General features: G+C 71.5%; 12 protein-coding genes and 5 pseudogenes. 9 read left to right on the forward strand and 8 right to left on the reverse strand.

Annotated features, from left to right (window positions below; genetic code table 11):
• Window positions 1-409 precede the first annotated feature (409 nt).
• From IE249_RS24000 to IE249_RS38320, 5 genes and pseudogenes are all read left to right on the forward strand, one after another.
• A complete protein-coding gene (locus IE249_RS24000; protein ID WP_189707775.1) occupies window positions 410-622 on the forward strand; it encodes a hypothetical protein in 213 nt (70 codons plus the stop codon).
• A 121-nt stretch (window positions 623-743) separates the two neighbouring features.
• Complete coding sequence (locus tag IE249_RS24005; protein WP_229859151.1) at window positions 744-2,618, forward strand: zinc metalloprotease; 1,875 nt, start codon at window positions 744-746, stop codon at window positions 2,616-2,618.
• 50 nt (window positions 2,619-2,668) lie between these two features.
• Window positions 2,669-3,355, forward strand: a complete 687-nt coding sequence (locus IE249_RS24010; protein ID WP_189707777.1) for a hypothetical protein — start codon at window positions 2,669-2,671, stop codon at window positions 3,353-3,355.
• A 219-nt stretch (window positions 3,356-3,574) separates the two neighbouring features.
• Window positions 3,575-4,315, forward strand: a complete 741-nt coding sequence (locus IE249_RS24015; protein WP_189707779.1) for a VOC family protein — start codon at window positions 3,575-3,577, stop codon at window positions 4,313-4,315.
• 104 nt (window positions 4,316-4,419) lie between these two features.
• Window positions 4,420-4,568, forward strand: a pseudogene (locus IE249_RS38320) (IS3 family transposase); the annotation flags it as partial.
• On the opposite strand, the pseudogene IE249_RS24020 reads toward IE249_RS38320, so the two are convergent.
• The 5 genes and pseudogenes from IE249_RS24020 to IE249_RS24035 all read right to left on the reverse strand — a co-directional run.
• Window positions 4,565-5,380 (reverse strand): annotated as a pseudogene (locus IE249_RS24020) (cytochrome c oxidase assembly protein); the annotation flags it as partial. The pseudogenes IE249_RS38320 and IE249_RS24020 overlap by 4 nt on opposite strands.
• Window positions 5,380-5,943, reverse strand: a complete 564-nt coding sequence (locus IE249_RS24025; protein ID WP_189707783.1) for a DUF2243 domain-containing protein — start codon at window positions 5,941-5,943, stop codon at window positions 5,380-5,382. The gene IE249_RS24025 and the pseudogene IE249_RS24020, both read right to left, overlap by 1 nt.
• A 120-nt stretch (window positions 5,944-6,063) precedes the next feature.
• Window positions 6,064-6,192 (reverse strand): transposase, encoded by a 129-nt coding sequence (locus tag IE249_RS38325; RefSeq protein WP_229859153.1) that lies wholly within the window; start codon window positions 6,190-6,192, stop codon window positions 6,064-6,066.
• A gap of 244 nt (window positions 6,193-6,436) precedes the next feature.
• The gene (locus tag IE249_RS24030) at window positions 6,437-7,456 is read right to left on the reverse strand and encodes a cytochrome d ubiquinol oxidase subunit II (protein ID WP_189707785.1); all 1,020 of its coding nucleotides are present in this window, start codon (window positions 7,454-7,456) and stop codon (window positions 6,437-6,439) included.
• A gap of 42 nt (window positions 7,457-7,498) precedes the next feature.
• The gene (locus tag IE249_RS24035) at window positions 7,499-8,824 is read right to left on the reverse strand and encodes a cytochrome ubiquinol oxidase subunit I (RefSeq protein ID WP_229859155.1); all 1,326 of its coding nucleotides are present in this window, start codon (window positions 8,822-8,824) and stop codon (window positions 7,499-7,501) included.
• Between the two features lie 451 nt (window positions 8,825-9,275).
• Here IE249_RS24035 and IE249_RS24040 point away from each other — a divergent pair.
• Window positions 9,276-9,954, forward strand: a pseudogene (locus tag IE249_RS24040) (rhodanese-like domain-containing protein); the annotation flags it as partial.
• A gap of 11 nt (window positions 9,955-9,965) precedes the next feature.
• A pseudogene (locus tag IE249_RS40285) lies at window positions 9,966-10,055 on the forward strand (rhodanese-like domain-containing protein); the annotation flags it as partial.
• Window positions 10,056-10,065: 10 nt separating this feature from the next.
• On the opposite strand, the gene IE249_RS24045 reads toward IE249_RS40285, so the two are convergent.
• The 3 genes and pseudogenes from IE249_RS24045 to IE249_RS24055 form a co-directional block, all read right to left on the reverse strand.
• A complete protein-coding gene (locus IE249_RS24045) occupies window positions 10,066-10,977 on the reverse strand; it encodes a COG4705 family protein (protein WP_229859156.1) in 912 nt (303 codons plus the stop codon).
• A gap of 155 nt (window positions 10,978-11,132) precedes the next feature.
• A pseudogene (locus IE249_RS24050) lies at window positions 11,133-11,321 on the reverse strand (hypothetical protein); the annotation flags it as partial.
• A gap of 89 nt (window positions 11,322-11,410) precedes the next feature.
• On the reverse strand, window positions 11,411-12,148 hold the full coding sequence (locus IE249_RS24055) for a helix-turn-helix domain-containing protein (RefSeq protein WP_189707789.1): 738 nt from the start codon (window positions 12,146-12,148) through the stop codon (window positions 11,411-11,413).
• 246 nt (window positions 12,149-12,394) lie between these two features.
• Between IE249_RS24055 and IE249_RS24060 the strand changes: the two genes are divergently transcribed.
• Window positions 12,395-13,060: a DUF4097 family beta strand repeat-containing protein gene (locus tag IE249_RS24060; RefSeq protein ID WP_189707791.1), complete on the forward strand. Its 666-nt coding sequence runs from the start codon at window positions 12,395-12,397 to the stop codon at window positions 13,058-13,060.
• A 57-nt stretch (window positions 13,061-13,117) separates the two neighbouring features.
• Window positions 13,118-13,628: alpha/beta fold hydrolase (locus tag IE249_RS38335; protein WP_229859157.1), on the forward strand; the 511-nt coding region annotated here is incomplete at its 3' end.

A 13,628-nucleotide genomic window follows, 5' to 3' on the forward strand; every position in this document is an offset into this window, starting at 1 on the left:
ATCGGCAGCATCCAGACACGCTTCATGACAACGCAGGCTAACCACGGCCGGACGCGCGCCGTGAACGAGGGGGCAAAAGCCCTCGTCCGCGAGCGAAAGTGAACGCTTGTGCGCTTCTGAACGAATGTCGGATATGGATTGTTTGCGTTTTTCCATCCGCTTCGGCTACTGTCCAGGCCCTCCGGACGAATCGTCCGGAGATATTGGACGGCCAGTGGCGGTCGCCCCCACGACCCCCTTGTCCGCCTTGGTGTGGCCGGGCTTCCGCATGGCCCGGCCGCACCGGACGGGCCACCGCCGCCCAATTCCCTTCCGGCGCGACCGCGCGGACATTTCGCTGCTCGCTCATCCGTCAGCCGGACGTCGCCGGCAGGACCATCCGTTATTCCGAGAGCAAAGGAATTGCCCCATGAACATCGACCAGCTCGAGGCTGAGTCCGCGGAACTGCTGCCCGGCCGTGAGGCGCTCGGGAAGTTCTCGTTCAACTTCACCAAGGTCTCCACCGTCACCAAGAAGATCGCGCACGTGGACGCGCACAACGAGTCGGCCGCGCTGAACCAGTGCTCGCCGTACGCGGTCGCGCAGTCCGAGGCCACTCAGGCGATCAGCGTCCAGCAGTAGGACCCGCCGCGGGGCGGGGCCCGGAATCCGCAGACTTCGGGCCCCGCCCCCCGCACACGCCCCATGCCCCCATGACGCGCCCCACGCGCCCACCCCGAAGACGCGCCAGGAGAAGACGACGATGACGGCGCCCGGAGACACCACCTTGGGCCGCACCGCGGCACCCGCCGCCCCGCCCCGCCCCGCAACATCCTTCCCAACCGCCCCTGCTCCGGACTTCGTTGACCTCCCCGCTCCCGCTCGGCTGAGCGAGGGCCTGGAACGGCTCGGCGAGTACCAGGGATCGGGGTTCACCGAGCGCAAGTACCTCGTCCGCCGGGGCGACGGACAGGTCATCCAGCTCTCCCGGCTGCTCTACCTCGTGGTGAGCTCCATCGACGGCGTACGCGATGCCGAGACCATCTCCCATCGCGTCAGCGGCCGTTACGGTGCGGAGGTCACCACCGACGACATCTGCTACCTCATCGAGCGCAAACTCGCCCCGCTCGGCATCACCGCGTCCTGCGGGGACGACCCTCGGCAGCCGGCGACTCCCGCGCCCCGCACGGACCTTCTCCTGGCCCTGCGCGGCCACAAAGTGATCTTCCGTGAGACACATGTGGCCCGCATCGCCGCCGCCCTGGCCTGGCTGCACCACCCGGCCGTGGTGGTCTGCACCCTCGCCGGCATCGCCGCCCTGGACGTCTGGCTCTTCGCCCTGCACGGAGCCATGACCCCCGTCCTGCAGGTGCTCCAGCAGCCGCTGTGGATGCTCATCCTGTTCGCCCTCACCCTTGCCTCCCTCCTCTTCCACGAGTTCGGGCACGCCTCGGCCTGCCGCTACAGCGGCGCCGTGCCCGGGAAGATCGGCTGCGGCATCTTCCTGATCTGGCCGTCCATGTACACCGACGTCACCGACGTGTACCGGATCGGCAGGGCCGGCCGCCTGCGCACCGGACTGGGCGGCGTCTACTTCAACGGCATCTTCATGCTCGCCCTGGCCGCCGGCTACCTGGCCACCGGTCAGCCCTTCTTCCTGGCCGCGGTCTACCTCGCCCACTTCGAGATCCTCGAGCAGCTCATGCCGGCCGTACGCCTGGACGGCTACTACATCCTGGGTGACCTGGCCGGCGTCCCCGACCTCTACGGCAAGGTCAAGCCCATCCTGCTCAGCCTGCTGCCCGGACGAGCGCGCGCCGCCGCCGACGTCGCCGACCTCAAGCGCTCCGCCCGCGTCGTCGTCACGACATGGGTGGTCACCATGATCCCCCTGCTGCTCGCCGAGGCCGCGTACGCCCTGTGGAACCTGCCCCGGCTGCTGGTCACCGCCGCGCGCAGTCTGCGCGACCAATGCGCGGGAACCTACGGGGCGTTCGCCGACGGGCACCTGGCCGCCGGGCTGGTCGCCGTGATCGGCACAATCATGCTGCTGTGCCCGATGGCGGGCGGCGTCTACCTCGCCGGCCGGCTGACCGGCCGGCTGTGGCGCGCGGCCGTCCGCGCCGGCCGGGGACGACCGGGTGTGCGCCTGGCCCTGGCCGGCGCGGCCGCCGCGGGCCTGGCCGTTCTGGTCACCGCGTGGGTGCAGGGTCTGACCCCCCGGCCGCTTCCCGAAGCGGCGCCCGTCACCCCGGCTCTCCAGCCCGGCCACCCCACTCCGAGGCCACCGCACCTGCCTCCCGCCCCGACCTCCTCGGCCAGGGACGGGAACGCCGGCCCCACGCCGACACCCTCCGCACCGAGCCCGGCCGGCGCGAGCGCCCTGCGGCACAGCCCCACGGCGGCCTCGCCCCCGGCCTCACCATCCGTATCCGCCACGAGCTCACCGGCCCCCTCGACGGCCGGCCCCACGCACCCCGGCGCCACCCCGCCCGGCGCCACTCCCACCCCGCGGCCGTCCGCCAGCCGGACGCCTCCGGCCGGCCCGGGCCCCTCCGCCTCCTCCTCCGTCCCGCCGTCCGCGACCGCCTCCGCCTCGCCGACGCCGTCGGCATCCCCCAGCACCAGCGCTTCCTGACCCCGTACACCACTCAACTCCCCGATCCCCACCACCAGGAGAACGAACGCATGCACCATCGCAAGCCGCGCACCGGCAGCACCTCGAGGACGGCCATCGGCCTGGGCATCGCCGCCACGACCACCGCGGTCATGGCGGCGGCCACCGCCCCCACCCAGGCCGCCGCCGGCTCCCGCCTCTCCCGCGACGTCGCCATCGCCGTCGACGGGGCCCACAGCCACGCAGACAGGACTCATGTGCGCCAGTTCGACGAATCCTTCACCGTCCACGAGTACGGCCCGTCCATCGCGGTGACCGCGAACAACCGGGCCACCGCCGTAGCGTCGGGCTGCTCCCTGGACCGCCCCTGCCGCTCGGTCGCGCTCTCCTACCAGATCGTCACCACCGCCGGCCGCGGCGCCCGCCTGATCAACGCCACCAACCTCAGCAGGTCGGTCAACGAACACTGCCCGGCCTGCGAGACGTTCTCCGCCGCCTACCAGTTCGTCGTGGCGACCCCGCGCCGGTTCACCCTCAGCCGCGACGCGCGCGACGAACTGGCCGGCATCAACCGCGAGGTCGACGCCCTGAAGACCTCCGGCTGGCCCATCTCCCGCATCGGCCGCGAGGCCGACGAACTCGCCCGCCGGGTCAAGTCCGTACTCGACCACGAGGCGGCCCGCGCCCCGCGTGCCACGGGAAGCGACCCGCTGGCCGACTTCGCCCCCACGGTGACCATGCACCGCTACGTCCGCTGAACACCGCACGGACGGCCAAGGGGCCGCGCACTCCCAGCGCGGCCCCTCTTCAGCGCGTTCTGTTGTGGTGCGGGCCGCAGCAGAGGCCGGGGCCGTGCCGGTGGCCGCCGAACGGCGGTGTGCTCGTGCTGCCCAGCGGTTCGGCGCACCGTGCGCGCTCGGCGGTGTCGACCATCCGGTCGCTGTCGGAGGCCGCGTTGGCCGCATAGGATCGCCGGCATGGCACTGCGACCTGTCATGGTGAACGTAAAGGCTCTTGAGCCCTCGGCGGTCGGCAGGTTCTGGGCGGAGGCGCTCGGCTGGAGTGCTTACAGCCCCGGTGTGACCACCTACGTCGGACCCGCCGGCGGCCTCGTCTGGCCGGACCCGGTCTTCGTCGGCATCGACGTCGTCCCCGTCCCGGAACCGAGGACATCGGCAAAGAACCGTGTACACCTCGATCTCGCCACCACCTCCGCGGCCCATCAGGCGGAGCTGGTCGCGCGCCTGAAGTCTCTCGGTGCGACGCCCGCCGACGTGGGCCAGGGTGAGGTGCCGTGGACGGTCCTCGCCGACCCCGAGGGCAACGAGTTCTGCGTGCTGGAACCTCGCGAGATCTACCGGGACACCGGGCCGATCGCCGCGGTGGTGGTCGACTGCGCGGATCCGCGGGCCATGGCCCGGTTCTGGGACGAGGCGATGGACTGGACCCTGCACGAGGTGAGCGACGATCAGGCGGTGCTGCGCTCCGCCAAGGGCGCCGGCCCGTATCTCGAATTCCTCCGTACGCCCGACGTGAAGACCGTGCCGGACCGCGTCCATCTCGACCTGCTGCCGTGCCCCGGTGACGACAAGGCAGCGGAGGTGGCCCGGCTGCGGGCCCTCGGCGCCACCGACCTCGACCTCGGCCAGGGCGACGTCCCGTGGACGTGCCTGGCCGACCCGGAGGGCCACGAGTTCTGCGTCCTCGCCCCGTCCTGACGCAGAGCCCTAGCGATACGCGGACGCGTGAGCCCTGTGTGCTCATGGGCCGTGCCCCCGGGTGGCTCGGGCTGCGGCGTATCGGCCGATGGCCCGCAACGCCGTCGGGTGAGTCGGCAGAACGGCGCGAGGCCCGCAAACGGATCCGGCTGCTGGAGCAGGAGAACGAGGTGCTCAGGAGGGCTGCTGCGTATCTGCCGCAGGCGAACCTGCCGGCAAAATGAGGTACCCGCTCGTCCGCGAGCCGGCCGCCGCCCGGGCGGGTTCGCGGGTGGCGGCCCGGCGGCGTTCGGGGCGCCAGGTGGCGACCAGGGCGGCGGCCAGGAGCAGTTCGGCGATGTCGCCGCCGTAGTACATGATCTCGGCGCCTGCCTGGACCTGGGTGATGGGGGTGTGGATGTCGACCCAGAAGCCGCCGTACATCAGCTGGGCGATGACTGCGTGGGCTGCGATGGCGACGCCGAGACAGACCAGCCGGGCGCGCACGGTCGGCCGGGCGGGGGCGGGGTCGGGGCCGGCGATGACGTAGGCGAACAGGCATCCGGACAGCAGGAAGTGTGCGTGCAGCAGCCAGTGGGCCGCCGGAGTGCTCGTGGTCGCGTTGTAGAGGGGGGTGAAGTAGAGGACCGCCAGGCTGCCCGTGGACAGTGCCAGTGCGACCGCTGGATGGGCGAGCAGACGGGCGGGCGGGCTGTGCAGCACGGTGGTCAGCTGCCTGCCCCGGGCTGCGGGCAGGGTCCGCAGCAGCAGGGTGACGGGGGCGGAGAGGACGAGCGCGAGGGGCGCGTACATGCCGATGAGCATGTGCTGGGCCATGTGGCCGCGGAAGTCCTCGTGCGCGAAGGGCGCCACGGGCGGCAGCAGCGCGGCGCCGAGCAGGAGGACGCCGGTCAGGAAGCCGGCCGTACGCCACCGGCTCCAGCCCAGGGCAGGGTTGTGGTGGCGGGCGCGGTGGGCCAGGAGCAGGTAGGTGCCGGCGGCGGCCAGCAGGACGAGCGCGGGCAGCAGCCACTCCAGGACACCGCTGCTCGCGGCGTGCCCGTGCGCGGGCATGTCGTGGTCCATCAGGCTCGCCGCCCCTCACTCCGCCCGGCCGGGGCGCCTGGGTCGAAGGGCTGTCCGCTGCGCTGGAGCAGGTAGCCGCCGATCAGGAGCAGGCCGCCCAGGGCGAGGAATCCGGCGTCCCACCATGCCTGGTAGGGGCCCCCGTGGACGTGGTGGATGCCCAGGATCTGGTGGTCCAGGAGGCCCTCGACCAGGTTGAACAGGCCCCATCCGGCCAGGATCCAGCCCCACAGGACCCGCGAGGTCCACACCGCCCGCCGGTTGTGCGTGACCCGGGAGTACAGGATGGCCAGGCCCGTCAGGACGGCGATCCAGCACACGGCGTGGAAGATGCCGTCCCACACGGTGTTCATCTCCAGCCCGGACACCGTCTTCGGGTTGTAGTACTTCACCCCGATGTGGTCGTGGTTGGTGCTGGTGAGCATGTGGTGCCACTGCAACAACTGGTGGAGCAGGATGCCGTCGACGAAGCCGCCGAGCCCCACCCCGAGCACGATGCCCGGCAACTGGATACTCGTCGGCTGTGCCGTGCCGGCGCGGGCCTCGCCCATTGTGGTGGCCATCGTCTCCGCTCCTGCTGATCGGGGTCTGCTGAAGATGCCTCAGCCGCAGGTTCCCCTTTCGGCCGCACTCAGGCGCATGCATAGCCCGCCATCCGGCCCAGCCGAAGCAGCGTCCTGAGATCACGTCGTGTCCTCGGCGTCCGGGGCGCGCAGGGGCCGCAGCCCGCCGGGCAGGTCAGGGAGCTGGAAGGAGTAGCGGCCCAGCACATTGATGTGATGGCGCACGAACGGCGACAGGCGGGGCGACATCGTCGTCGCCGACCTCGGAGCCGACACCGCAGCTGACTACTGTCGGGCACTGGCCGCGTGCGTGGGGTGGTGCGCGACCTGCGATCTTCCACGCCGACGAGTGGGACGACGTGGAGGATCGAGCTGAACGACGCGACTCGTCCCCAGAAACAGCCTGCTCCGGGTCGGCTGTGCTGCGGGGCCCTCTGCGGTGCGCAGCCGGTCCGAGCACCGCCGCCGCGCGGACATGTCGGGGCCTGGCCGCTCATCTAACCGACTGGTGGCCGGGCTTCGGTGTGTCCGCGCGTTGGAAGGTGCCGTAGAGAAGCCAGAGGGATGGGATGAGGAGGACGGCCCCGCAGGCCAGGGAGATCAGGCAGGCGGAGAGCACGGCCGGTTGGGAGGCTGCCTGGCCGACCGTGAGGCTTCCGACGAGCATGGCCGGGTACTGGGCGGCGCCCCAGGACCACAGGATCGCGGCGACGGCCAGCGCGGCCGCCGCACGGGCCGCGAGGTAGTGGCGCGTGATCAGCAGCCCGAGCCCCGTCACGCCGCTGACCGCGCTGAGCACCACCAAGGGCAGCGCCCGGTGCGTGAGCCCGTGGAACAGTTCGGGAGCGTCGGCATGGAGCACCGCCGTGCCGGCCAGTGCGACGGCGCCGCTCGCGACACCGGTGACGACGGCCCGCCGGGCGAAGCCGCGGGCCAGTTCCGCGTCGCTCTCGCGGGCCGCGTCCGCGCACAGGTAGACAGCGGCCAGATGCGCGCAGGTGAGAACCGCAAGCACACCGCCCAGCATCGAGGTCGGGTTGAGCCAGCTCGTCAGCACGTTCCCTTCGGCCAACCCGGCGGGCACCCGCCCGGACGCCACCCCGCCCGCCACAGCACCCAGGAAGAACGGGGTGACGAGCGAGGACACGGCGAAGCACGCGCCGAACAGCCGCTGCTGCCACAGCTCGGTGCTGGCCTTGCGGAAGGCGAAGGCGGCGCCACGCGCGATGATGCCGAGCGCGGCGAGGGTCAGCGGCACGTACAGGGTGGACATGACGGCTGCGAAGAGCGGTGAGAAGCAGGCCCACAGCATCACGATCACGAAGATGAGCCAGACGTGGTTCGCCTCCCAGATCGGCCCGATGGCGTGTTCGATGACCCGTCGCTGCCGCGCGCCGCGGGCGGCGCCCCCGGCGAGCAGGTCCCAGACCCCGGCGCCGAAGTCGGCGCCCGCGAACAGTGCGTAACAGGTCAGTCCGACCCACATGACGGCCAGGGCGGTATCGATGAGCACAAGACCTCCAAGCGCATGCAGCAAGTGTGGGCGGGGCGCGGGTCAGACCACGGGATAGTCCCGTACGTCCGCCTCCTGGGGCGCGACCGGGATGGCCGTGCCGCGGGCGAGGCGGCGCAGAACGTACACCGTCGCCACGGTCATCGCCGCGTACACCACAAGGACCAGCCACAGGCCGGTCATCAGTCCGGGCGCCGGGTTCACCGCGTCCCGCACACTCATCACCCCGTACACGATCCACGGCTGCCGGCCCAGCTCGGTCACGCTCCAACCGCTCTCCAGCGCCACCACGGACGCCGGACCGGCGAGCGCGACCAGAGCGAGCAGCAGCCGGGTGCCGCGCCGGTCGAGCAGGCCGTCACCGCTGCGCCGGGTAAGCCACCAGGCGAGGAGCAGCCAGACGCCGAGGGCGAGGAGGAAGAAGCCGATGGCGACCATGAGGTCGAAGGCCCAGTGCACCCCGGTGACCGCCGGCCACTGGCTGCGGGGCACCTGGTCGAGTCCCTTGACCACCGTGTCCGACCGGTATCCGACCAGCAGGGACAGCCCGTCGGGCACCCGCAGGCCGTACTCCAGGCCGTCCTTCCCGGCGACTCCGCCGATGGTCAGCGGTACGTGCGAGCCCGTGCGGTAGACACCCTCGATGGCGGCGAGCTTGACGGGCTGGTAGTCGGACAGGAAACGGGCCGCCCAGTCGCCCACCAGGATCTGGAAGGGCGCCGCTACCGCGCCGAGCGCGAAGGGGATGGCGAATCCTGCCCGGTGGTAGGCGTCCCGGCGGCCGCGCAGCATGGCCACCGCGTACACGGAGGCGGTCAGGAACGAGGCCACGATGAAAGCCGCGAGAATCATGTGGACGGTCTGCGGAGGGCTCGCCGGGTTGAACATCGCCGCCCACGGATCGACGTGTACGACCTTGCCGTCGCGCAAGGTGAAGCCACGTGGCTGGTTCATCCAGGCGTTGGCGCACACGACGAAGAACGCCGAGGCTGTGCCGGCGATCACGATCGGGATGCCGGTGAGCAGGTGCCTTCGCGGCGGGAGCCGGTCCCAGGCGTAGAGATAGATGCCGAGGAAGATCGCCTCGATGAAGAACGCGATGCCCTCCAGTGCGAAGGGCAGCCCGATGACCTGCCCGAACCTGCCCATCAACCCGGGCCACAGCAGACCCATCTCGAAGCTGAGGATGGTGCCTGACACCGCACCCACGGCGAACAGCACACCCATCGCGCGTGCCCAGCGTCGCGCGAGCAGCTTCAGCGCGGGGTCGTCACGGCGGACCCCCAGCCACTCCGCGAGAAGGGTGAGGGCCGGCAGCCCGACACCCAGACAGGCGACAATGATGTGCCAGGCCAGGGAAAAACCCATCTGAGCGCGGGCGGCGGACAGGTCCCCCTGGGTGGCGGCCCCCGCTGAAGCCAGAACGCGCCAGGATCCGAGGGCTGCGGTGACAGCAGGCACAAGCACGCTCCCGCATCTTTCGGAAGTCTGTTCGCGCCGCTGGGGAGCGGCGCGCGGTCCAAGCCGATGTAACCCCCCGACGGCACCGGCAAACCAGGCGGAGCGGGGTGCCGGAACCGGATAAATGTGACGGGTCGCCGTTGGCCCGCCGCCGCAGACCCACGGCGCGATCGGCACTCGGTCGGCGCCTGCGCGCTCCGCCTGGGGTTGCTGGCCGGGCGTGAGTCAGGTGAGGGACCCCAGGGCGGCGTCCAGCCGGGCCGTGGCCCTGATCGGCCAGAGCCTCGCGTACGGCGGTGACGGCGGTGACGGCGGTGTCGAAGTCGGTGCCGAGGCGGATGGTGCGGTCGTAGGACGCGGCGCGCTGACTCCGGACGTGGACACCTTCGTCGCCCGGATGCTCGCCGGGCTGGACGACGTGCCCGCCTCCTACGCGCGCATGGGCCCGGCCGACACGGAGGGCCCTACGCCGGTCGACCTCACCCCGCCGGGGCGTGCGGACGCCGAGGAGACCGTCTCCCGGCTGGCCGCGGATGAGTGGGTGGTGGACCTGCGCAGCCGCATGACCTTCGCCGAGGGGCACGTGCTCGGGTCGTTCGACTTCGAGGGCGACGGCAGGCTCGCCACCTGCCTTGGCCTGGCTGATCCCCTCGGGCAAGCCCGCCACCTCGCTCGCCGAGACACCTCAGCAGATCGCCGAAGCGCAGCGGGAGCCGGCACGGGTGGGCATCGGCCGCCCGGCCGCCGCCGCCGGCGAATCGGCCGGCTGGCTCCGTGAGGGCGAGCAGCTCGCCTCCTTCCCCCGCGCCCGCTTCGCCGCCCTCGCCGACGTCCGTGAACGCGGCGACGACGTGGTCGTCCTGGACGTGCGCCGGGACTCGGAGCGTGCGGGCGGCTACATCGACGGGTCCGTCCACATCCCGGTCCACGAGCTGCACGGCCGCATCGGCGAGGTGCCGGGCGGTGTGGTGTGGGTGCACTGCGCCGGCGGGATACGCGCGGCGATCGCCGCCTCCCTGCTCGACGCCGCCGGCCGCCTCCCCTCCACCAGGCCCATCAGCAGACCAGCGACGGCGCCGCCGTCCTGCTGGACGTACGCGAAACACCGCAGTGGAAGGCCGGGCACGCGCCCGGAGCCGGGTTCACGGTCAGTCTGCCCGCCGGGTGACCGGGACGGGTTCCTCCGCTGCCGGACGGCCGCAGGCCCGGCGCTCCCGCACCTGCGCGTGAGCCATCAGACCGAACAGCACGGCGAGCAGCACGGCGGACGAGCCCGCGGTGCCGAGATCCAGGCCGCCCTTGGCGACGGGCTTGGTGAGGAAGTCCCCGGCGGTGGCGCCGAGCGGGCGGGTGAGGACGAACGCGATCCAGAACAGCAGCACGTTCGGCACCGCGGGCACCCTCATCAGCGCGGCGAGGACGGCCAGCAGTCCGGTCACGAGCAGTGCGCCGCCGCCGTAGCCGAGGCCCGAACTGTCGGACAGGAAGTCGCCCATGGACGTGCCCAGGGTGTTCGACACGAGGATCGCCGACCAGAACAGCGCCTCACCGCGGAACGTGACGATGTCGCGGATCTGGAACGTCATCCCGCTCACCTTCCAGACGAGGAAGATCGCCAGGAGGAGCGAGACCAGGATGGCGGCCCCGGCGGGATAGCCGAGACCGAGGCCCTGCGGGCCCCAGCCGAGCGAAGTGGCCCCGCTCGACAGGTACTTGGTACTGGCATCGCGGTTCATGAAGTCGGACATCGTGGTGCCGGCCATGCTCGTCGACAGGATCACGGTCCAGTAGAAGAACGGGTTGTAGCGGCTGGAGCGCAGCTGTACGACCAGCGTCGCCACGAAGATCGCGAACAGCGCGATCGTGGTGAGGAAGTAGCCCAGCTTCAGGGTCTGCGCGAAGAGGTCGCCCGCCGTCTCGCCCAGGGTCGTCGCGGCGATCTTCATGATCCAGAACGCCAGTGTGACCTCGGGCAGCTTCTTCATCACGGACTCGGCCGTGCCCGGGGCGCCCGGCGTGCCCGCCACGTCGAGACCGGTGACGACCTCCGACTTCTCCAAGTCACCTTCTCCTGTCCGGTCGGACGCAAGGGCGCCCGCCTCCGGAGGAATGTGGGACGCACGCCCTGTGGGACGAGCCGGCCGCGAGCGCGGCCGGGATCCCGAGCGTGGCACAAATGCCGCGAAGGCCAACCGAACGCGGGCCGTGCGGCAGGTCAGGCCGCGTGTCGGGCGGCCCGGTCGGGCCCGGTGACGTCCCTGCGCGTCACGGCCAGGTACACGACCAGCGCGAGGATGACGGCCAGGAACAGAGCGCTGGTGATCACGGTGCCCATGCCCATGCTTATGCCCATGCCCATGCCCATGCCCATGCCCAGTCCGCCGTCGCCGGCCGGCTGGGAGAGGGTGGCGGCCGGCAGAGTCGTCACCCGGCGAGGGCCGGCCCCCGACGAGTGAATCCGGTCCCGGGCGGAGTGCCGGCACCGCGTGCGTCTCACGCGGTGTCGTCCGGGGTCGTCGTCTCCGGTCCGGTGTGCAGGACTTCGCGGGCCTGTTCGGCGGCGCGGGTGATGCTCTCGCTGATGAAGTCGAGGAAGCGGGCGATGTTCTCCAGGCGGTGGGCGGCGGGGGTGTGGGGGCCGAGCACGGCGACCCCTTGGCGTGCGGTCTCGACGAGCTGGTCGTTGGCCCGGGCGCTGGCGATGGTCGCCTGGTAGAAGAGTTCGTCGTCGACGATGTAGCGGTCCCGGCGGCGTTCGTCGCGTTCCCTGCGGACCAGGCTCTGGCTCTCCAGGAAGGCGATCGCCTTGGAGATGGACGCCGGGCTGACCTGGAGACGCTCGGCGAGCCGGGACGCGGTGAGGCTGCCCGCGTCGCTGGTGAACAGGCAAGTGAGCACCCGCGCCGGCATCTTCGGCAGGCCGGAGGCCATGAGGACGGTGGTGAGCGTCTCCTCGTACTCGGCCACGGCCTCGGCGTCACGTCCGTGCGGCTGGGCGACCGACCGGGTCCCGGTGGCGGGGGCGGCCCTGCGCCGGTGGGCGCGGCGTTCGGTGGCGCGGTGGGCGAGGTCGGCGCGGTACGCGGTGGGACCGCCGTTGCGCATCACCTCACGCGTGACGGTCGAGGTCGGCCGGCCCAGGCGGCGGGCGATCTCGGCGTAGGTGAGGCTGTCGGCCAGCCCCAGCGCGATCTGCCGGCGTTCCTGCTGGGTGAGTCTGCCTCCCGGCATCGCGTTACTCCTTGGTGGTCTTCCGCGGCGGTTCCCGGTTGGCAGCATAGCGTTCACCGTCCGACCATTGCAATGATCGGGTTGGCGATCGTTGCGTTGCGCGCGAGCTCGTTGCAACAGTTTCCTGGTCGCTAGCTGTGGAAATGCGCAGACAGTGCAACAAGCTTGTTGCCGCTTCATGGAAAGCAACGTAGCGTTTCGAATGTCAGAAACACGAAACGAAGACCGCGAGCACAGGAGAGCACGATGCAGAAGTTCGACACCTCCGCCCCGATCTCCGCCGTCCTGGCCATCCCCGCCGGGCGTGTCCAGTTCATCGCCGCCGACCGCTCGGACGCCACCGTCGAGGTCCGGCCCGCCAACCCCGCCAAGGGCCGCGACGTCAGGACCGCCGAGCAGACCACCGTCGCCTACGCCGACGGAGTGCTGCGCATTGACGCCCCCGAGCCCGGGAACCGCCTCCTCGGCCCGTCCGGTTCCGTGGAGGTCACGGTCCAACTGCCCGCCGGCTCCCGTGTCGAGGCCAGGGCCGAGGGCTGTGAACTCCGCGCGGTCGGCCGTCTCGGCGACGTCGACTTCGAGGGCGCGTACCACCACGTCAAGATCGACGAGGCCGCCGGCGTCCGACTCACCGCGGTCGACGGCGACGTCGAGGTCGGCCGGCTGGGCGGCCCCGCGCGGATCACCACGGCGCGGGGCGACATCCGGATCACCGAGGCCGTGCGCGGCACCGTCGACCTCCGGACCCAGTCCGGCGACATCTCGGTCGGCGCCGCGGCCGGCGTCTCGGCCACCCTCGACGCCGACACCGGCTACGGCCGTATCAGCAACACCCTCAAGAACGACGGCACCGCCGCGCTCGACATCCGTGCCACCACCTCCCGCGGCGACATCACCGCGCGCGGCCTCTGACGGAGCGGAACCGCGCGACCAGCCGCACACCCACACCAACGCGACCAGGGGGAACACATGACGAACAACAGCGCTTCCACGGCCGGTTCGAAGTGGACCGGCATGGTCCCGGTCGACGACACGGCCCTCGCCGTCACCGACACCGGCGGCACCGGCCTCCCGGTGGTCTACCTCAACGGCCAGTTCGCCACGCAGGGTTACTGGCGGCGGGTCATCGCCGAACTCGGGCCCCAGTGGCGGCACATCACCTACGACGAGCGGGCCCGCGGCAAGTCCGAGCGCTCCGCGGACAACTCCTTCGAGGCGGCCGTCCGGGACGTCGACGCGGTCCTCGCCGCCAGGAAGGTGGACCGGGCGCTGGTGGTGGGCTGGTCCTACGGAGCGGTCGTCGCCGCGCACTGGGCCGGCCGGAACCCGGAGCGTGCCGTGGGCGCGGTGCTGGTCGACGGCGCCTTCCCGTACGACTGGCTCGACGACGCCATGGAGGAGCGCATCCGCAGGCTGTTCCGGCGCATGGGCTGGTTCACTCCGCTGCTGCGGCCCACGGGCCTGACCCCGCGGATGACCG

The organism is Streptomyces anandii JCM 4720 (genome assembly GCF_014650655.1).
GTDB classification, from domain to species: Bacteria; Actinomycetota; Actinomycetes; order Streptomycetales; family Streptomycetaceae; genus Streptomyces; species Streptomyces anandii.

Coding starts and splice junctions, on each gene's coding strand:
- IE249_RS24000 (WP_189707775.1), top strand. CDS start 410: ATGAACATCGACCAGCTCGAGGCTGAGTCCGCGGAACTGCTGCCCGGC.
- IE249_RS24005 (WP_229859151.1), top strand. CDS start 744: ATGACGGCGCCCGGAGACACCACCTTGGGCCGCACCGCGGCACCCGCC.
- IE249_RS24010 (WP_189707777.1), top strand. CDS start 2,669: ATGCACCATCGCAAGCCGCGCACCGGCAGCACCTCGAGGACGGCCATC.
- IE249_RS24015 (WP_189707779.1), top strand. CDS start 3,575: ATGGCACTGCGACCTGTCATGGTGAACGTAAAGGCTCTTGAGCCCTCG.
- IE249_RS24025 (WP_189707783.1), bottom strand. CDS start 5,943: ATGGCCACCACAATGGGCGAGGCCCGCGCCGGCACGGCACAGCCGACG.
- IE249_RS38325 (WP_229859153.1), bottom strand. CDS start 6,192: ATGTCGCCCCGCCTGTCGCCGTTCGTGCGCCATCACATCAATGTGCTG.
- IE249_RS24035 (WP_229859155.1), bottom strand. CDS start 8,824: ATGGGTTTTTCCCTGGCCTGGCACATCATTGTCGCCTGTCTGGGTGTC.
- IE249_RS24055 (WP_189707789.1), bottom strand. CDS start 12,148: ATGCCGGGAGGCAGACTCACCCAGCAGGAACGCCGGCAGATCGCGCTG.
- IE249_RS24060 (WP_189707791.1), top strand. CDS start 12,395: ATGCAGAAGTTCGACACCTCCGCCCCGATCTCCGCCGTCCTGGCCATC.